The sequence below is a fragment of the Micromonospora gifhornensis genome, from assembly GCF_016863515.1.
In the GTDB taxonomy this organism is placed as follows: Bacteria; Actinomycetota; Actinomycetes; order Mycobacteriales; family Micromonosporaceae; genus Micromonospora; species Micromonospora gifhornensis.
Genome location: NZ_BOPA01000015.1, coordinates 78539 through 96493, shown reverse-complemented (window position 1 = coordinate 96493; position 17955 = coordinate 78539). Strand labels below are relative to the sequence as shown.

Here is a 17955-nt window from a genome sequence, read left to right as displayed (position 1 = left end):
GGCGCACAGAATATGCGGTGCGTCGATGTCTCGCCGACCGTCCGCGACGACGCCGCAGCCGCACCGGCGGCTGCCAATCGGCATGAACCGGGCGTTTCGGGGTAGCTGACCGGGCGGGCCGTCCGGATCGACCAGGCGGCGGGTTCGGGAGGTGGGAGATGCGCGCGCTGCTCTGGGTCGTCGGAGTCGTCGGAGGAATTATCGTCCTGCTCGGCCTGCTCCTCGAAGCGGTCCGCTGGCTGGTGATCATCGGGCTGGTCGCGCTCGCCGGAGTGATCATCCTGGCCTTCGTGCGGGGACGTCAGTCGGCCCACAACTATCCGAACCGCCGCTGAGCTCAGGTCGACCCGATCGGGCACCCCGCGTCAGCCGGGACGTGGCCCTGCGGTGGCCACGGCGCCCAGGCGGTACAGACCGCCCGCGAGCCGCGCCACCGCGGACCGTACGTGGATCAGGTGCCGGCGGGAACGAGGGCCGGGGTCGGGTTCTCCTCGACCACGCCGGGCCGACGACGGTTCGGCAGCGAGAGCCGGAAGATCTTCTTCCAGGCCGAGAAGACCTGCCGCGGCAGTGAGCCGGTGACGTACTTGAGGCCGTACTTGTCGAACAGGGCCCGCACCTCGGGGGCGATCTCCTGGTAGCGGTTGCTCGGCAGGTCGGGGAAGAGGTGGTGCTCGATCTGGTACGACAGGTTGCCGGTCATGATGTGCATCAGCCGGCTGCCGCTGATGTTGGCCGAGCCGAGCATCTGCCGCAGGTACCACTCACCGCGGGTCTCGCCCTCGATCGACGTCTTCTCGAAGGTCTCCACCCCCTCCGGGAAGTGCCCGCACATGATGACGGCGTGGCTCCACAGGTTGCGGATCAGGTTGGCGGTGAAGTTGGCGGCCATGGTGTGGAAGAACGACGGACCGGACAACACCGGGAAGAGCACGTAGTCCTTGAGGATCTGGCGGCGCAGCTTGCGGCCGGTGGCCTTCAGGTTGGCGCGGAACTGCGGGTCGTTCTTGAGGCTGCCGTCCTTGAGCTTCTCGCGCAGCTCCAGGTCGTACGCGGCGATGCCGTACTCGAAGAAGCAGGCGTTGACGAAGTTGTAGAACGGCTGACCCAGGTGGGCCGGGTGCCACGGCTGGTCCTCGTCGACACGCATGATGCCGTAGCCGAGGTCGTTGTCCTTGCCGACGACGTTCGTGTAGCGGTGGTGCAGTTCGTTGTGCGACTGCTTCCACTGCTCGGCGGGGCTGACGTGGTCCCACTCCCAGGTCGTCGAGTGGATCTTCGGGTCGCGCATCCAGTCCCACTGGCCGTGCAGGATGTTGTGCCCGATCTCCATGTTCTCGAGGATCTTCGCCAGCGACAGCCCGGCGGTGCCGACGATCCAGGCCGGCGGGAACAGCGAGAACAGCAGCACGACCCGGCTGCCGACCTCCAGCTTGCGCTGGGTCGAGATGACCTTGCGGATGTAGGCGGCGTCCCGCTCACCCCGGTCGGCGATCACCCGTTCCCGGATGGCGTCGAGTTCCTTGCCGAGGGTCTCGATGTCCTCGGCGCTGAGGTGCGCGATCGGGTTGACGGCTTTCTTCTGGATGACGGTCACGTCGACGTTCTCCGATCAAATTTCGAGTTCACAGGCGCCGGCCGCGGCCGACACGCAGGTCTGCACGCGTACGCCGTCGCCCGGCAGGGCGGTGGTGAGCTGCCCGTTACGCAGGTCACGGACCGCGCCTTGACGCATCGGCAGCACACAGCCGAAACAGATACCCATCCGGCAGCCCGAGGGCATCAACACTCCGGCGTTTTCTCCGGCGTCGAGAAGAGGGGTGCCGCCGTCGGCCTCGATGGTGACCGACGAGCGGGTGAAGGTGACCGTGCCGCCGTCACCGGCGGTGATGATCGTCGGCCGGAACCGTTCGGTGTGCAGCCGGTCGGTGGCGCCCCGCGCGGCCCAATGCTGCTCGACGGCGTCCAGCAGACCGATCGGGCCACACGCCCAGGTCTCGCGTTCGCAGTGGTCGGGCACCAGGGTGTCGAGCTCGGCCACGTCCAGCAGGCCGTCGACGGCGGTGTGCCGCTCCACCAGCCGGATGACACCGCGCGCGGCCAGGTCACGCAGTTCCGCGCCGAACACCACGTCGGCCGAGGTCGGCGCGGAATGGATCAGCACCACGTCGCTGCCGGCCAGGGCGCCGCTGCGCAGCATCCCGGCGACCGGGGTGATGCCGCTGCCGGCGGTGAGGAACAACACCCGCGACGGTGCCGACTGGGGCAGGACGAAGTCACCGATCGCCTGGTCGAGCTGCACGATGGTGCCGGGGCGCACCCGGCGCACCAGGTAGTTGCTGACCACCCCGTCGGGGATCGCCTTGACCGTCACCGTGATCGGGTCGGTCCGTCCACCCGGCGCGGACGTCACCGAGTAGGCCCGCCACAGGCGTACGCCGTCGACGTCGACACCGAGTCGGATGTACTGTCCGGGCACGTGGCCACGCCAGCTGCGGCCGGGCTGGATGACCACGGTCGCCGCGTCCGGGGTCTCCGGGCGTACGGCGAGGATGCGGCCGCGCAGGTCGGCGCCGGCCCGCAGCGGCGCGACCATGTCGAGGTAGTCCGCGGGCAGTACCGGCGTGGTCACCGTCTCGGCGAGCCGCCACAGGCGGCGCCGGAGGGACCCTTTCGCGCCCGGTGGCGGAACGGTGGCGGTCATATAACGATCGTCGCGGCCCGCTGGCATAAAATCTTGGCCAGCGAAGGTAAAGCGATCCATCCCTTTTGTGCGGGGAGAACAACGTGGCGGACATTTCCGGCACCACTCATCGGGCATCCCGCCTCGAACTGGAACAGCGGGTGGCCCGCGAGCTACGCGACCGGCTACCGCTGGTCGCCGCGCAGACGGTCAGCGCGATCACGGCCGAGGTGCCCAGCTACTCCGGCACCCTGACCGGGCAGATGCGGGACAAGATCGAAAACGCGGTGCAGATCGCGTTGGGCACGTTCCTGCAACTGTTGGAACGCCCGCAGACCAGCGCGGCCAGCACCCCGCTGGTGCCCGCGCTGGAGGCGGCGTACGCGCTGGGCAGCGGTGAGGCCCGCTCCGGTCGCAGTGTGGACGCGCTGCTGGCCGCCTACCGGATCGGCGCCCGGGTCTCCTGGCGGGAGATGGCCGCGGCCAGCGTGGCGCTCGGGCTGCCCGCGGCCACCGTTGCGGAGTTCGCCGAGCTGATGTTCGCCTACATCGACGAGCTGTCCGCCGCCAGCGTGGCCGGGCATGCCGACGAGCTGGCCAGCGCCGGCCGGGCCCAGCGACGCAACCTGGAACGGCTCACCCAGCAGTTGCTCGCCGGTGAGCCGGAGGAGGTGCTGATGCGCAGCGCCGAGCGGGCCGGCTGGCAGGTCCCGGAGACGCTCACCGTCGCCCTGCTGCCGCAGGCCAAGCTGCGCGGCGCGCTCGCGCTGCTCGACGAGCACACCCTGGAGAGCAGCGAGGAGCTTCCCGCCGGTGAGCCCGGCGAGGAGACGGCCGTGCTGCTGGTGCCGGACATGCACGGCGACCGGCGTCGCCAGCTCGCCCGGGTGCTGCACGGCCGCCGGGCGGTGCTCGGCCCGGCCCGCCCGTGGGCGCACGTCAGCTCGTCCTACCGGCGGGTGGTCCGCATCGTCGGGCTGGGCATCGCCCACCCCACCGACGGTGAGCCGCTGGACACCGACCGGCATCTGGCCGAGCTGCTGCTCAGCGCCGACATGGAGGCGCTGACCGACCTGCGCGCCCGGGTCCTGCAACCGCTCGCCGACCTGCCCTCGGCCACCGCGGAACGGCTCGCCGAGACGCTGCGTTCCTGGCTGCTGCACCAGGGTCGACGCGACGACATCGCCGCCGACCTGTTCGTGCACCCGCAGACGGTGCGCTACCGGATGGGGCAGCTGCGCCAGCTCTACGGCGAACGGCTCACCGACCCGCGCAGCCTGCTCGACCTGACGGTCGCGCTGGCGCTGCCCGGCGAAATCGCCACCGCGAGCTGACCGGGCGCTACCTCACTCGGGGGTCCTGGGCCCGAGCAGGCGGATCTCCTCGACGTCGAGTCGCGCCTCCAGCTCGCGCTGGACGGCGTCGTCGATCTGCCGGCGGTCCCGTAGCCGGGTGATCTCGCGCCGCTTGTGGTCGAGGGCCGCCAGGCGCAGCTGGCGTTCGACCTCCCGCGCGGCCGTCGTCTCGTCCTGCGGGTCGGACTGGAGTACGTCGAGATGGCTCTCGTACTCGTCCTGGATCCGGCGCACGGTGTCCGGGTCGGCACCGACCCGGTCGGCGAGGTCCGGCAGGGCGTGCAGGGTCTGCCGGATGGCGTGGCTCTGCGCCTGCCGTTTCTCGTCGGTGCGGTCCGGGTCCCCGGTCAGCCGGGCCCATTTCATCACCAGCGGCAGGGTGGTGCCCTGCACGAGCATGGTCAACAGGATCACCGCGGCGACACAGAAGATGATCAGGTCGCGCTCCGGCACCGGCTGGCCGTCGATGCTCATCGGGACCGCGAGGGCCGCCGCCAGGGAGACCGCACCGCGGAAACCAGCCCAGCCGGCCACCATACGGACCCGCCAGTTGACCCGCCGGTCGAGGTGGGCCTTGCGCACGTCCGCCAGGCGCAGGATGACGGCCATCAGGTTCACCCAGAGCATCCGTACCGCCACCAGCACCACGGCCACCACCACCGCGATGAGCAGCGCGCGGGTCAACGCCAGGCTGGTGACGCCGCGGACCGCCCGGGGGATCTGGAGCCCGACCAGCACGAAGAGCCCGCCGTTGATGAGGAAGGTGGTCAGGTCCCAGAACGACAGGGCAAGCACCCGGGAGCGGGCCCGGATCACCCGAGGGCTGGCGTAGGCGAGGATCAGCCCGGCGACCACCACCGCGAGCACCCCGCTCTCGTGGACGGCCTCGGCGAGGAAGAACGCGGCGAACGGGGTGAGGACGCTTACCGCACCCTCCCGCAGCGGATCGTCCAGGCGCTTGCGAATTTTGATCACCACGATGCCGACCAGCAGCCCGGCCGCGATGCCGCCGAGGAAGGACAGGCCGATCCGCTCGACCAGTTCGAAGGCGTTCGGTGCGGCCCCGCCGCCGAGCAGGCCGAGTGCCACGGCGAACAGCACCAGAGCCGTACCGTCGTTGATCAGGCTCTCGGTGTGCAGGGTGGTGAGCAGCCGGCGGGGCATCTTCTTGGCCAGCCCGGCGACCGCCGCCGCGTCGGTCGGGGCGAGGACCGCGCCGAGCACCCAGGCCACCGCCGGGTCGATGCCGAAGCGCTGCACGACCAGGGAGACCGCCACCATCGTGAGGCCCACCAGCACCACCGCCAGCATGGTGATCACCACGATGTTCGCCCGGATCTCACGCAGGCTGGTGGTCAGGCTCTCGCGGTAGAGGATGGCCGGCAGGAACAGCAGCAGCACCACCTCTGGCGCGAGCATCACGTGGGAGAACGGCGGCAGCAGTCCCAGCAGCGCACCGAAACAGATCAGCAGCACCGGCGGGGCGACCCGGTACCGACCGCCGATCGTCGTGCCGATCAGCACGGTGATCCCGAGAACGATGATCAGCAGCAGTTCCTGCACGTCGCCCCCCCCGTTCGTCGCCCACCACATGGTGGTACGCCGAACGGCTTCTCCGGGTCGATTCGCCAGCTAACTGCGCACGCCGGCGGCGCTGTCTGCTACCGGCGGGAGCCGACGGCGCAGCCGGTCACCGGCGGGAGCCGGCGGCCAGGTCCTCCTCGATCCGGCGGGCGGTTTCCAGCAACGGTGGCAGCAGTTCTCGACGGATCGCATCGAAGGTGCCGCGACTGGCGTGGGCGGAGACGTTGACCGCGGCGACCACCGCGCCGTCGTCGCCGTGGATCGGTGCGGCCAGCGACCGCAGCCCCTCCTCCAACTCCTGGTCGACGATGGCGTAGCCCTGCCCGGCGATCCGGTTCAGGGTGGTACGCAGCTTCGCCGGGTCGGTGATGGTCCGCCGGGTCAACGCCCGCAGCTGCGCCGTGGCGAGGTAGTCGTCCAGCCAGTCGGTCGGCTGGGCGGCCAGCAGCACGCGCCCCATCGAGGTGGCGTACGCGGGGAACCGGGTGCCGACGCTGATCCCGACCGTCATGATCCGTTTGGTGGGTACCCGGGCCACGTAGACCACCTCGTCGCCGTCGAGGACGGACACCGAGCAGGACTCGTGCACCTGCGCGACAAGCGCCTCCATGTGCGGCTGGGCGACCTCCGGCAGGCTCAGGCTGGACAGGTAGGCGTAGCCGAGGTCGAGGATGCGCGGTCGCAGGGCGAACAGTCGTCCGTCGGTGTGCACGTAGCCCAGCTCGACGAGGGTGAGCAGGAACCGGCGGGCGGCGGCCCGGGTCAGTCCGGTGGCGCGGGCCACCTCGCTGAGCGTGAGTTGCGGGTGTTCGGCGTCGAACGCGCGGATCACGGCCAGGCCCCGTTCCAGGGACTGGACGAACTCCCCCGATCGCGCCGCGTCGGTCACCGGTCCTCCTGCCGCAGGGTTTCCTGAGCCACCTTGAACGCCCGGTTCGCGGCCGGTACGCCAGCGTAGACGGCGACCTGGAGCAGCACCTCGCGGACCTCCTGCGGGGTCAGTCCGTTGCGCAGCGCGGCGCGTACGTGCATCGCCAGTTCCTCGTCGTGGTGCAGGGTGGCCAGCACGGCGAGGGTGATGCAGCTGCGGGTGCGCCGGTCCAGGCCGTCGCGGGTCCAGATCTCGCCCCAGGCGTAGCGGGTGATCAGGTCCTGGAAGTCGGCGGTGAACTCGTCGGTGTTGGCCACGGCCCGGTCGACGTGCGCGTCGCCGAGCACCTGCCGACGTACGGCCATGCCGGCGTCGTGTCGCTGCTTGTCGTTCACGGGTTCGTCCCGCCCTCCGGCTCGAAGTGGGCGCGCAGCAGCCGGGCCACGGCGGCGGGCTGTTCGACGTTTGCCAGGTGCGCGGCGTCGTCGACGACGGCCAGCCGCGCGGCCGGGATCCGTTCGGCGATGTCGGCGGCGTGCTCGGGTGGGGTGGCCGGATCGTCGGCCGCGCCGATCACCAGGGTCGGTGCGCGCACGGCCGCCAGGTCGGCGCGCAGGTCCATGGCGGCGATCGCCTCGCAGCAGGCGGCGTAGCCGGCCGGCGGGGTTGCGGTCAGCATGTCCCGGTAGCCGGCGACCGTGTCGGGTCGGGCGGCGGCGAAGCCCGGGGTGAACCAGCGGGACACCACGGTGTCGGCGAGGCTGCCCAGCTGTCCGGCGCGGACACCGGCCGCCCGGGCCCGCCACACCTCGGCCGGGCCCAGGCAGGCCGAGGTGCAGAGCAGGGCGAGCCGGTCGATCCGCTCGGGGGCGTGCGCGGCCAGCCACATGCCGACCATGCCGCCGAGGGAGAGCCCGGCGTAGTGCGCGGACCCCACCCCCAGGTGGTCGAGCAGCCCCAGCACCTCCCGGCCGAGCAGGTCGATGGTGTACGGCCCGGGCGGTACCGGTGAGCCGCCGTGACCGAGGTGGTCGTAGCGGACCACCCGGAACCGGTCCGCGAGGGCGGCCACCTGCGGTTGCCACATGGCTCCGGTGGTGCCCAGGGAACTGCCCAGCAGCAGCACCGGCGCATCCGGCGGCCCGTCGACGGTGGCGTGCAGTGTCATCCGGTCCCCCGCTCGTAGGTCTCCAGGGCGCGGTCGACAAGCGTGGCCGCGCTGCCGAGCCAGCCGGCCGGGTCCAGTGCCGCGTCGACGTCGGCCACCGACAGGTGAGCCCGTACGTCCGGGTCGGCGAGCAGGGCGTCCCGGAAGGAGGCGGCGGTGGCCGCCCGGGCGACCAGGTCGTGTGCGGCGGCCCGGCCCAGCGCCGGTGCCAGCCGGGTGGCGACGGCCTCGGCGAGCAGCAGGCCGCCGGTGGCGTCGAGGTTGGCGCGCATCCGCTGCGGGTGTACCCGCAGGTTGCCGAGCATCCGGGCGGTACGGGCGGCCGCCCCGCCGGCGAGGTGCAGCAGGTCGAGCAGGGGTTCCCATTCGGCGTGCCAGCCGCCGGTGGCCCGTTCGTGTTCCTGACCGGCGGCGGCGAACAGGGTGCCGACGAGGCCGGGGCCGCGTCGGGCGGCGGCGGTGACCAGCACCGAGTCGACCGGGTTGCGTTTGTGCGGCATGGCCGACGAGCCGCCGCGCCCCGGACCGCCCTCGGCGACCTCGCCGACCTCGGTCTGGGCGAGCAGTCCGACGTCGAGGGCGACCTTGCCGGCGGCGGCGAGCAGCCCGCCGAGCGCGGCGGCCAGGTCGAGCACCGGCTGGCGGCGGGTGTGCCAGGGCAGTGGGCCGGCCGCCAGGCCCAGGTGGGCGGCGAACCGGTCCGCCACGACCAGACCGCTCGGCCCGTACCCGGCGAGGGTGCCCACCGCCCCGCCGAGCTGTGCGGGCAGCGCGGTCCGCGCCTGCGCCAGCCGGGTCCGGGCGTCGTGCAGGCCGAGCAGCCAGCCGGCCGCCTTGAGCCCGAAGGTGGTGGGGGCGGCCTGCTGACCGAGGGTGCGGGCCACCATCACGGTGTCGCGGTGGGCGCGGGTGAGCCCGGCAGCGGCATCGGTGGCGGCGTCGAGGTGACGCAGCAGCGGCCCGGCGGCCCGGGTGACCACCAGGGCCAGGGCGCTGTCGAGGATGTCCTGGCTGGTCGCGCCGTGGTGCACCCAGGGGCGGGCGGGTGGGGCGACGGCGGCGGTCAGCTCGCGTACCAGCGGGACGACGGGATTGCCGGCGGCGTCGGCGGCCGTGCCGAGCGCCGCCGGGTCGTACCGGTCGGCGTGGCAGTGCCGGGCGATCTCGTCGGCGACCGGCCCGGGCAGCAGACCGGCGTCGGCACCGGCGCGGGCGAGCGCCGCCTCGGCGTCCAGCAGCGCCTGCAACAGGTGGCTGTCGTCGAGTTCGGCGTCGACGTCGACCGCGCCGGACAGGCCGCGCAGCAGCGACTCAGACGGCGAAGAAGACGGTTTCATGCTCTCCCTGCAGGCGGATGTCGAACTGGTAGCCGTCCGCAGCCGGACGGGCCACGAGCGTGTCGCGGCGGCCGGGGTCGACGGTACGCAACACCGGGTCGGCGGCGTTGGCCGGTTCGTCCGGGAAGTAGATCCGGGTGACCAGGCGGTGCAGCAGTCCCCGGCCGAACACCGACAGGTTCAGGTGCGGCGCCTCGGTCTCGCCGTCGGGGGTGGGCAGCGGTCCGGGTCGGACGGTGTGCAGCGCGTACCAACCCTCGGCGTCGGTGTCGGCGCGGCCGAAGCCCCGGAAGCCGGGCACGGTGGCCGCGCGGGCGCCGCGCGGGTCGTCGGGGTGGTCGAAGTGCCCGTCCGGGTCGGCCTGCCAGCTCTCCACCATCGCGTCGCCGACCGGTGCGCCGGTGCCGTCGACGATCCGGCCCCGGATCCAGAACGCCCCCGGGGTGCCCTCGGGCACCACGTACGGGCCGTCCGGCCAGCTCAGACCGATGTGCAGGTACGGCCCGACGGTCTGGGCGGGCGTGACGCCCAGGCGCTCACTCATCGTCGTCCTCGTCCTCGAAGGGGGTGGCCTCCCGGCCCCGCAGCACGATGTCGAACCGGTAGGCCAGCGCCCACTCCGGCCGGGTGGCGGCATGGTCGTAGCGGGCCACCATCCGCTCGCGGGCCTGCGGGTCGCGGACCGAGTTGAAGATCGGGTCCTGGGAGAACAGCGGGTCGCCGGGGAAGTACATCTGGGTCACCAGGCGCTGCGTGAAGGCCCGGCCGAACAGCGAGAAGTGGATGTGCGCGGGCCGCCAGGCGTTGTCGTGGTTACGCCACGGGTAGGCACCGGGCTGCACGGTGACGAACTCGTAGCGCCCCTGGTCGTCGGTGAGGGTACGCCCGACGCCTGTGAAGTGGGGGTCCAGCGGGGCGGGCCAGTTGTCGATGGCGTGCCGGTACCGGCCGGCGGCGTTGGCCTGCCAGATCTCCACCAGGCTGTGCGGCACGGCCCGGCCGTCGCCGTCGAGGACCCGACCGTGCACGATGATCCGCTGCCCCTGGGGCTCGCCGTCGTGCTGCCGGGTCAGGTCGTGGTCGAGTTCGCCGAGGCGTCCCTCGCCGAGCAGCGGGCCGGTGATCTCGGTGAGCCGCTGCGGCAGGTAGGTCAGCGGCTGCTGCGGCGCGCGGATGACTGTGGACTTGTAGCCGGGGCTGAGCAGCGGCGGGTGGGCCTCGACGTCGTCGCGCCGGTAGCCGGGCAGCAGCAGCTTCCGGGTGGTCTCGCTCATCAGGTCCCCTTCGGGCTTGCCGGACGACGCTTCATCACACCCCGGCCTTCTTGGTGGCTTCCAGGGCGCGCAGCACGGTGAGTTCGTCGGTGCTGGGTGGCTCGCCGGTGCTCACCTCGTCGGCGACGGCCAGCGGCCAGCCGGTGGCGGCACGGACCTGGTCGACGGTGACGCCGGGATGCAGCCGGGTGAGGGTGAGTTCGCAGGTCACCGGGTCGGCGGTGAGCACACCCAGATCGGTGATGACGGTCTTCGGGCCGCCGCCGCGCAGTCCGAGCCGGGCCCGGTAGCCCGGACCGGCGCCGTACCCGACCGAGGTGACGAAGTCGACCCGGTCGATGAACGTACGCAGGCTCTGCCGGACGATGACGACCACCTCGCCGCAGGAGGCGGCGATCTCCGGAGCGCCACCGGCGCCGGGCAGGCGGACCTTCGGGTCGGTGTAGTCGCCGCCGATGACCGTGGTGTTGATGTTGCCGTACCTGTCGAGTTGGGCGGCACCGAGGAACCCGACGTCGATGCGGCCGGGTTGCAGCCAGTAGTTGAAGACCTCGGGCACGGAGACCACCGCGTCGGCGGTGTCGGCGAGCACACCGTCGCCGATGGACAGTGGTAGCCGGTCGGGTTTGGCGCCGAGGCAGCCCGACTCGTAGATGAGCACCAGGTTCGGGGCGTGGGTGACCCGGGCCAGGTTGGCGGCGGTGCTGGGTAGCCCGATGCCGACGAAGCAGGCGGTGCCGTCGCGCAACTGTCGGGCGGCGGCCACGGTCATCATCTCGTCGGAACTGTAGTCGGCGCTCACGCCGGCACCTCCACATCGCGCACGTGCCGGGCGATCCACTCCTCGAAGCTGGCGCGTTCCCGGCTGATCGCGTCCCAGGCCCGGTAGAAGTCGTTGTCCCGCACCGAGTATCCCTGGGTGTACGACGGGTGCGCGCCGCCGGGGACGTGCGCCACGGCGGTGACTGCCCAGCCCGGCAGGATCACCTGCCCGGGTACCGGATCGAGGTCGTCGACGATCTCCTCGACGGTGACCAGCGACCGCCGGGCGGCCAGCACCGCCTCCTTCTGCACCCCGGTGATGCCCCACATCTGCACGTTGCCGGCGGGGTCGGCACGTTGGGCGTGCACCACTGTCACGTCGGGTCGCAGGGCGGCGACGGCGGTCAACGTCTCCCCGGTGAAGGGGCATTCGATCGGGCGGATGTTTGCGGTGTGCCGGGGCAGGTCGGTGCCGGTGTAGCCGCGCAGCACGGCGAAGGGCAGGCCGCTGGCGCCGGCGACATACCGGTTGGCCATCCCGGCGTGGCTGTGTTCCTCCAGTTCCAGCGGCACCGGCCAGGAGTTCTGCACGGCGTCGCGGAACCGGTGCAGGGAGCCGACGCCCGGGTTGCCGCCCCAGGAGAAGACCAGCCGACGGGCACAGCCGGCACCGATGAGCTGGTCGTAGATGACGTCGGGGGTCATCCGGACCAGGGTCAGATCGCGCCGTCGTTGTCGGATGATCTCGTGGCCGGCAGCGAACGGGATGAGGTGGGTGAAGCCTTCCAACGCCACCGTGTCCCCGTCGCGGACCAGCTCCGCGACGCCTTCGGCCAGCGAGACGAGCTTCGCCATCAGCTTCCGCCCTCCCGGGTCCAGGGCCGCCGCCGGTGTTCGGCATGCGGACTCGCGTACACATCTCGAACGTAGTGGCCCGGGCCGACGTCCGTCAACGCGTCGGATTCCGGTGCGCGGAATGTCCACAGCATGCGTTGACTAGCCCGACGGGCCGTGCCATGTTCTGAACGAGAACGATCGTTCGGTTTCCGAACAGCCTGTGGAGCGCTCCTCCGGACCACACCCCCACCCCGCAAGGAGGATCACCATGTCCCTGCTCGACACCGGCGCCTGGCACGGCACGCTCTACAGCGACGGCTGGGTGGAGGCGGCCGGCGGCACCGCCGCGGTCCGTTCCCCGGCCACCGGCGAGGAGATCGGTCGGGTCGGCGTTGCCGACGCCACCGACGTCGCCCGGGCCGCCGTGCGGGCCGCGCAGGCGCAGCGCGCCTGGGCCGCCACCAGCTACCAGGACCGGGCCGCGGTGCTGCGCCGGGCCGGTGCGCTGTGGGAGCAGCACGCCGCCGAGGTCGGCGACTGGATCGTCCGCGAGGCAGGGTCGATCCCGCCGAAGGCCGGCGTCGAGACCAGCACCGCCGCGCAGGAGTGCTACGAGGCGGCAGCCCTGGCCTCGCATCCGCTGGGCGAGATCATCCCGAGCGCGCAGCCACGTCTGAGCCTGGCCCGACGCCTGCCCGTCGGCGTGGTCGGGGTGATCGCGCCGTTCAACTTCCCGCTGATCCTGGCCATCCGCTCGGTCGCGCCGGCCCTGGCGCTGGGCAACGCCGTGGTGCTCAAACCCGACCTACGTACGGCGGTGTCGGGCGGGTTGACGCTGGCCGCCGTCTTCGCCGAGGCCGGGCTGCCCGACGGGCTGCTGCACGTGCTGCCCGGCGGGGCGGACACCGGGGCGGCGCTGGTCGCCGATCCACACGTACGGGTGATCAGCTTCACCGGGTCGACCGCCGCGGGCCGCAAGGTCGGCGAGGCCGCCGCCCGGCACCTCAAGCGGGCCCACCTGGAACTCGGCGGCAACTCTGCCCTGGTCGTGCTCGACGACGCCGATCTGGACCTCGCCGTCTCGGCCGGCGCCTGGGGTTCCTTCCTGCACCAGGGGCAGATCTGCATGACCACCGGCCGGCACCTGGTGCACGCCAGCCTGGTCGAGCGTTACGTCGAGGCCCTCGCCGAGAAAGCCGACCACCTGCCCGTCGGCGACCCGACCAAGGAACAGGTGGCGCTCGGGCCGATCATCGACGAGACCCAACGCGACAAGATCCACTCACTTGTCACCGCGAGCGTCGACGCGGGCGCGCGGTTGGCCGCCGGTGGCCGCTACGACGGGCTGTTCTACCGCCCGACCGTGCTCGCCGACGTCACCCCGGCCACCCCGGCGTATGCGCAGGAGGTCTTCGGGCCGGTCGCGCCGGTGCTCAGCTTCACCGACCTGGACGAGGCCGCCGCCCTGGCCGCCGACACCGAGTACGGCTTGTCGCTCGGCATCCTCAGCCGGGACGTGCCGAAGGCGCTGGCCCTGGCCGATCGGATCCCCAGCGGCATCGTGCACATCAACGACCAGACGGTCAGCGACGAGGCGGTGGCCCCGTTCGGTGGGGTCCGCGCCTCCGGCACCGGCTCCCGCTTCGGCGGCGCGGCGGCCAATGTGGAGGCGTTCACCGAGACGCAGTGGTTGACCGTGCAGGGTGACATCACCCGTTACCCGTTCTGAGTCGGGGGCAACAGTGGCGGGCGGCAGCCGCTCCCCCGGCGCGTCGGTGACCTCGCGGGTGCTGGCCGTGCTCGGCGCGTTCGACGCGGCCCATCCGGCGTTGACGCTCAGCGACATCGCCCGGCGCAGCGGCCTGCCGTTGGCCACCACGCACCGGCTGGTCGCCGAACTGGTGACCGGCCGGGCGTTGGCGCGCGGCGTCGACGGCACCTACCGCATCGGGGTGCGGCTGTGGGAGATCGGGCTGCTCTCGCCGCTGCACGGCCAACTGCGCGAGGTGGCGCTGCCCTACCTGCAGGAGCTGTACACCACGGTCCGGGAGAACGTGCACCTGGCGGTCCGCGACGGCGACGAGGCGCTCTACGTGGAGAAGGTCACCGGGCACCGCGCGGTGCCGACCATCTCCCGCGCCGGGGGCCGCCTGCCGCTGCACGCCACCGGGGTCGGCAAGGCGCTGCTGGCGTACGCCCCACCGGAGGTGATCGCCGCGCACCTGCGGGGACCGTTGCGCCGCTGCACCCCGTACACCATCACGGAGCCGGGTCGACTGGCTCGCGAGCTGGCGGCGATCCGCGAGCGCGGCTGGGCGCGGACCCACGAGGAGATGACCCTCGGTTCCTGCTCGGTCGCGGTCGTGGTGCCGGGGCCCGACGGCGCGGCGCTGGCCGCGATCGGCGTCGTCGGGCACAGCCTGGGCGCCGCACCGCAGCGGCTGGTCCCGGCGCTGCGGGCGGCGGCCGACCAGGTGGCGGCCCGGCTGGCCGACGAGCCGCCCGCGACACAGCGCGCCACCGCCTGACCGGCGCAGGTTGGCCTTCCACTGGATGGAAACCGACAGCGGCGGCCCGGGTCGGCAGCGGGCAGGCTGAGGGCGGTGGGAGACGGCGACGAGGTCGCCGACGATCAAGGAGGCACGGATGCGTACCCAGGTCGGCATCGTCGGAGCGGGACCGGCCGGTCTCATGCTGTCGCACCTGCTGCACCGGCAGGGCATCTCCTCGGTGGTGCTGGAGAGCCGCAGCCGCGACTACGTGGAACACCGGGTGCGTGCCGGCGTGCTCGAACAGGGCTCGGTCGACCTGCTGCGCGCCACCGGCCTGGGCGACCGGCTGGACCGGGAGGGCCTGCGCCACGAGGGCATCGAACTGCGCTTCGACGGCGAGTCGCACCGGGTGGCGATGACCGAGCTGACCGGCCGGGCGATCACCGTGTACGGGCAGCAGGAGGTGGTCAAGGACCTGATCGCCGCGCGGCTGGCCGCCGGTGGCACGATCCTGTTCTCCGCCGAGGCGACCCGGCTGTCCGGCCTGGAGTCGCCGTCGCCGGTGGTGCACTACCGGTACGAGGGGCGCGACGAGGAACTGCACTGCGACTTCGTGGTCGGCTGCGACGGTTTCCACGGGGTGAGCCGCTCGGCCGTCCCCGACGGGGTGCTGCACACCTACGAACGCACCTACCCGTTCGCCTGGCTGGGCGTCCTGGCCGCCGCCGCGCCGGCGGTCGACGAACTCATCTACGCCCACCACGAACGGGGTTTCGCCCTCTACAGCATGCGCTCGCCGGAGATCTCCCGGCTCTACCTGCAGGTCCCGGCGGACGAGGACATCGCCGACTGGCCCGACGAGCGGATCTGGGCCGAACTGCGGACCCGGTTGGAGACCGTGCCGGGCTGGAGCCTCAACGAGGGGCCGGTGCTGGAGAAGGCGATCACCCCGCTGCGCAGCTTCGTGGTCGAGCCGATGCAGTGGCAGCGGCTGTACCTGGCCGGCGACGCCGTGCACATCGTGCCGCCCACCGGCGCGAAGGGCATGAATCTGGCCCTGGCCGACGTGGCGCTGCTCGGTGACGCCTTCGCCGCCTGGTACGCCGACGGTCGCACCGACCTGCTCGACGACTACTCGCGTACCGCCCTGCGTCGGGTCTGGCGGGCGCAGCAGTTCTCCTGGTGGATGACGTCGATGCTGCACCGCCTCAACGCCGACGACCCGTACGAGGCGAAACTCCAGTCGTCGGCGCTGCGCTACCTGACCACCTCCCCCGCGTACGCCACAAGCCTCGCCGAAAACTACGTCGGCCTACCGACCGTCTGAAGGAAGGGCACCTTATTAACGCCTCGGGTAGAGGAAGGTGCCCTTCTTAACAACACCCGCAGATGGCGGGAACCGGAGTCGTCTGCTGGCCGACTAGGTACCCGTAGCGACGGGCGTCCGGGCGAGACGCAGCATCACTGACCCGAAGGGCACGGGCCAGGCTACTGAAGGCTCCTACTCCGATCGGAAAAGTGCATGTCTGCAACCGACGTCTCCGGCCCGCCGGAGACCGCTCCCGAGCCGTCCACTGTCGAGCCACCGTCGGGTCGGCCGCAGCGGCGGTCGTCCCCGCTGGCCGCGCTGCTGGTGCGGCTGCACTTCTACGCCGGCATCCTGGTCGCCCCGTTTCTGGTGGTCGCCGCGTTGACCGGCCTGGCGTACACCGTCACGCCGCAACTGGACCGGGCGCTGCACGGTGATCGGTTGATCGTGACCACGAGCGGCGAGCAGCCCCGGCCACTGGCCGAGCAGATCACCGCCGCCCGGGCGGCCCACCCGGACGGCAGCCTCGTGGCCGTGTCACCCGGCACCGCAGACCGTACGACAGCTGTGGTGTTCGCGTTGCCGGATCTGGGCGACAAGCAGCACACCGTCTACGTCGACCCGTACACCGGCACGGTGGCCGGGCAGTTGACCACCTGGTTCGGCTCCACCCCCGTCACGACCTGGCTGGACGACCTGCACCGCAACCTGCACCTCGGTACCTTCGGCCGGCACTACTCGGAGATCGCCGCGAGTTGGCTGTGGGTGCTGGCGCTCGGCGGCATCATCCTGTGGTGGCGTCGCCGCGCCACCGGGCGGGGACGGGTGCGGCACCTGCTGGTGCCGGACCTGTCGACCGGGCGCGGAGTACGACGGACCCGGGGCTGGCACGCCACCCTCGGCGTCTGGCTCGCCGTGGGCCTGCTCGTCCTCTCGGCGACCGGGCTGACCTGGTCCCGGTTCGCCGGCGGCAACTTCTCCGCCGGCCTGACCGCGCTCGACGCCGCCCGCCCGACCCTGTCCACCAGTCTCACCGCCGCTCCCGCCGACGGCGGCGGGGAACACCACCACGGCGGCGCACCGTCGCCGACGGCCGAACCGGCGACCTTCGACCGGGTGCTCGCGGTGGCCCGGGACGCCGGGCTGGACGGGCCGGTCGAGATCAGCCCCGGCGAGGCCGGCGACGCCTGGGTGGTCGCCCAGACCGACAACACCTGGCCGGTCGGCTGGGACCGGGTGGCCGTGGACCCCGCAGCCGGTACGGTGACCGCGCGCAGCGACTTCGCCGACTGGCCGCTGCTGGCCAAGCTCAGCGCACTCGGCATCCAGGCGCACATGGGTGTGCTGTTCGGCCCGGTCAACCAGATCCTGCTGGCCGCCCTCGCGATCGGTCTGCTCTGCGTCATCGTCTGGGGCTACCGCATGTGGTGGCAGCGCCGCCCCACCCGGGTCGACCGGCGGGCCCTGGTCGGTGCCCCGCCTGCCCGGGGTGCCCTGCGCGGACTGCCCTGGTGGGCGCTGCTGCCGGGCGTGCCGCTGGTCGCCGCGCTGGGCTGGGCCCTGCCCTGGTTCGGTGTGACACTGCTCGGCTTCCTGGCCGTCGACGTGGCCCTGGGCTTGGCGGCCCGACGACGCACGGGCCTGACGTCCGTCGGGTGAGGCACTGCGTTTCGGCGCGATGGCGGTAACCGGGTGCGCCCGAATCCGCCATCACGCCGAAACGGAGTCGATCACCACAGCTGCGGGTCAGTCGACGACCGGGCTGCGCCGTTCCAGCAGTGTGACGTCGCGCCAGCGGCCGTGGTGGCGGGCCACCCGCTCGCGGACGCCGACCACCCGGAACCCCGCCCGACTGTGCAGCGCCAGGCTGGCGGTGTTCTCCGGGAAGACCGCGGACTGGATGGTCCAGATGCCCGCCGCCTCGGTCGAGGCGATCAGGCCGTCGAGCAGCAGCCGGGCCACTCCCCGGCCCTGTGCCGCCGGGTCGACGTAGACGGAGTGTTCCACCACACCTGCGTACACCGGCCGGGTCGAGGTGGGCGACACGGCGATCCACCCGAGCAGCGTCCCGGCGTCGTCGACCGCCACCAGGCGGTGCGCCGCCAACCGCCCGGCGTCGAAGGCCGCCCAGGTGGGGGCGACGGTCTCGAAGCTGGCCTGCCCACCGTCCAGCCCGGCCTGATAGATCGCCAGCACCCGGTCGGCGTCCGCGGCCGTCATCGGCCGCAACACCACCTCAGCCATCGGCCCCCGCTCTCGTTCGCTCCGTACCTGCTCAGGGGC

At 72.3% G+C, this 17955-nt stretch carries 18 protein-coding genes; 6 read left to right on the top strand and 12 right to left on the bottom strand.

The window, feature by feature from the left end:
* Positions 1-158: 158 nt before the first annotated feature.
* Positions 159-335 (top strand): hypothetical protein, encoded by a 177-nt coding sequence (locus Vgi01_RS10225; RefSeq protein WP_199180131.1) that lies wholly within the window; start codon positions 159-161, stop codon positions 333-335.
* 116 nt (positions 336-451) lie between these two features.
* On the opposite strand, the gene Vgi01_RS10220 is transcribed toward Vgi01_RS10225, so the two are convergent.
* Both Vgi01_RS10220 and Vgi01_RS10215 read right to left on the bottom strand, forming a co-directional pair.
* Complete coding sequence (locus Vgi01_RS10220) at positions 452-1597, bottom strand: fatty acid desaturase family protein (protein ID WP_102657191.1); 1146 nt, start codon at positions 1595-1597, stop codon at positions 452-454.
* A 15-nt stretch (positions 1598-1612) separates the two neighbouring features.
* Positions 1613-2704, bottom strand: coding sequence for a ferredoxin reductase (locus tag Vgi01_RS10215; RefSeq protein WP_102657190.1), 1092 nt, complete (start codon positions 2702-2704; stop codon positions 1613-1615).
* Positions 2705-2787: 83 nt separating this feature from the next.
* Between Vgi01_RS10215 and Vgi01_RS10210 the strand changes: the two genes are divergently transcribed.
* Positions 2788-4017, top strand: a complete 1230-nt coding sequence (locus Vgi01_RS10210) for a PucR family transcriptional regulator (protein ID WP_102657189.1) — start codon at positions 2788-2790, stop codon at positions 4015-4017.
* Between the two features lie 12 nt (positions 4018-4029).
* On the opposite strand, the gene Vgi01_RS10205 is transcribed toward Vgi01_RS10210, so the two are convergent.
* The 9 genes from Vgi01_RS10205 to Vgi01_RS10165 all read right to left on the bottom strand — a co-directional run bounded on the left by Vgi01_RS10205 (position 4030) and on the right by Vgi01_RS10165 (position 11889).
* On the bottom strand, positions 4030-5601 hold the full coding sequence (locus Vgi01_RS10205; protein ID WP_199180130.1) for a Na+/H+ antiporter: 1572 nt from the start codon (positions 5599-5601) through the stop codon (positions 4030-4032).
* 127 nt (positions 5602-5728) lie between these two features.
* The gene (locus Vgi01_RS10200) at positions 5729-6511 is read right to left on the bottom strand and encodes an IclR family transcriptional regulator domain-containing protein (protein WP_204290847.1); all 783 of its coding nucleotides are present in this window, start codon (positions 6509-6511) and stop codon (positions 5729-5731) included.
* Positions 6508-6888, bottom strand: a complete 381-nt coding sequence (gene pcaC, locus Vgi01_RS10195; RefSeq protein WP_013733706.1) for a 4-carboxymuconolactone decarboxylase — start codon at positions 6886-6888, stop codon at positions 6508-6510. Before pcaC ends, Vgi01_RS10200 begins: the two co-directional genes overlap by 4 nt.
* On the bottom strand, positions 6885-7661 hold the full coding sequence (gene pcaD / locus Vgi01_RS10190; protein ID WP_204290846.1) for a 3-oxoadipate enol-lactonase: 777 nt from the start codon (positions 7659-7661) through the stop codon (positions 6885-6887). The genes pcaC and pcaD overlap by 4 nt, the downstream gene beginning before the upstream one ends.
* Positions 7658-8998, bottom strand: a complete 1341-nt coding sequence (gene pcaB, locus Vgi01_RS10185; protein WP_204290845.1) for a 3-carboxy-cis,cis-muconate cycloisomerase — start codon at positions 8996-8998, stop codon at positions 7658-7660. The genes pcaD and pcaB overlap by 4 nt, the downstream gene beginning before the upstream one ends.
* Positions 8973-9542, bottom strand: a complete 570-nt coding sequence (pcaG, locus tag Vgi01_RS10180) for a protocatechuate 3,4-dioxygenase subunit alpha (RefSeq protein ID WP_204290844.1) — start codon at positions 9540-9542, stop codon at positions 8973-8975. The genes pcaB and pcaG overlap by 26 nt, the downstream gene beginning before the upstream one ends.
* Positions 9535-10272 carry a protocatechuate 3,4-dioxygenase subunit beta gene (pcaH, locus tag Vgi01_RS10175; RefSeq protein WP_204290843.1) on the bottom strand — a complete coding sequence of 246 codons (738 nt, stop codon included), beginning with the start codon at positions 10270-10272 and terminating at the stop codon, positions 9535-9537. Before pcaH ends, pcaG begins: the two co-directional genes overlap by 8 nt.
* A 34-nt stretch (positions 10273-10306) precedes the next feature.
* The gene (locus Vgi01_RS10170) at positions 10307-11074 is read right to left on the bottom strand and encodes a CoA-transferase subunit beta (protein WP_239088879.1); all 768 of its coding nucleotides are present in this window, start codon (positions 11072-11074) and stop codon (positions 10307-10309) included.
* Positions 11071-11889, bottom strand: a complete 819-nt coding sequence (locus Vgi01_RS10165) for a CoA transferase subunit A (protein ID WP_204290842.1) — start codon at positions 11887-11889, stop codon at positions 11071-11073. The genes Vgi01_RS10170 and Vgi01_RS10165 overlap by 4 nt, the downstream gene beginning before the upstream one ends.
* 250 nt (positions 11890-12139) lie before the next feature.
* On the opposite strand from Vgi01_RS10165, the gene Vgi01_RS10160 reads away from it, so the two are divergent.
* The 4 genes from Vgi01_RS10160 to Vgi01_RS10145 all read left to right on the top strand — a co-directional run bounded on the left by Vgi01_RS10160 (position 12140) and on the right by Vgi01_RS10145 (position 17331).
* Positions 12140-13600: a benzaldehyde dehydrogenase gene (locus tag Vgi01_RS10160; RefSeq protein ID WP_204290841.1), complete on the top strand. Its 1461-nt coding sequence runs from the start codon at positions 12140-12142 to the stop codon at positions 13598-13600.
* Positions 13601-13613: 13 nt separating this feature from the next.
* Positions 13614-14399 carry an IclR family transcriptional regulator gene (locus tag Vgi01_RS10155; protein ID WP_204290840.1) on the top strand — a complete coding sequence of 262 codons (786 nt, stop codon included), beginning with the start codon at positions 13614-13616 and terminating at the stop codon, positions 14397-14399.
* Positions 14400-14517: 118 nt separating this feature from the next.
* Positions 14518-15690 (top strand): 4-hydroxybenzoate 3-monooxygenase, encoded by a 1173-nt coding sequence (locus Vgi01_RS10150; protein ID WP_102657180.1) that lies wholly within the window; start codon positions 14518-14520, stop codon positions 15688-15690.
* Positions 15691-15885: 195 nt separating this feature from the next.
* Positions 15886-17331, top strand: a complete 1446-nt coding sequence (locus tag Vgi01_RS10145; protein WP_204290839.1) for a PepSY-associated TM helix domain-containing protein — start codon at positions 15886-15888, stop codon at positions 17329-17331.
* Between the two features lie 87 nt (positions 17332-17418).
* On the opposite strand, the gene Vgi01_RS10140 is transcribed toward Vgi01_RS10145, so the two are convergent.
* A complete protein-coding gene (locus tag Vgi01_RS10140; RefSeq protein ID WP_204290838.1) occupies positions 17419-17916 on the bottom strand; it encodes a GNAT family N-acetyltransferase in 498 nt (165 codons plus the stop codon).
* Positions 17917-17955 lie beyond the last annotated feature (39 nt).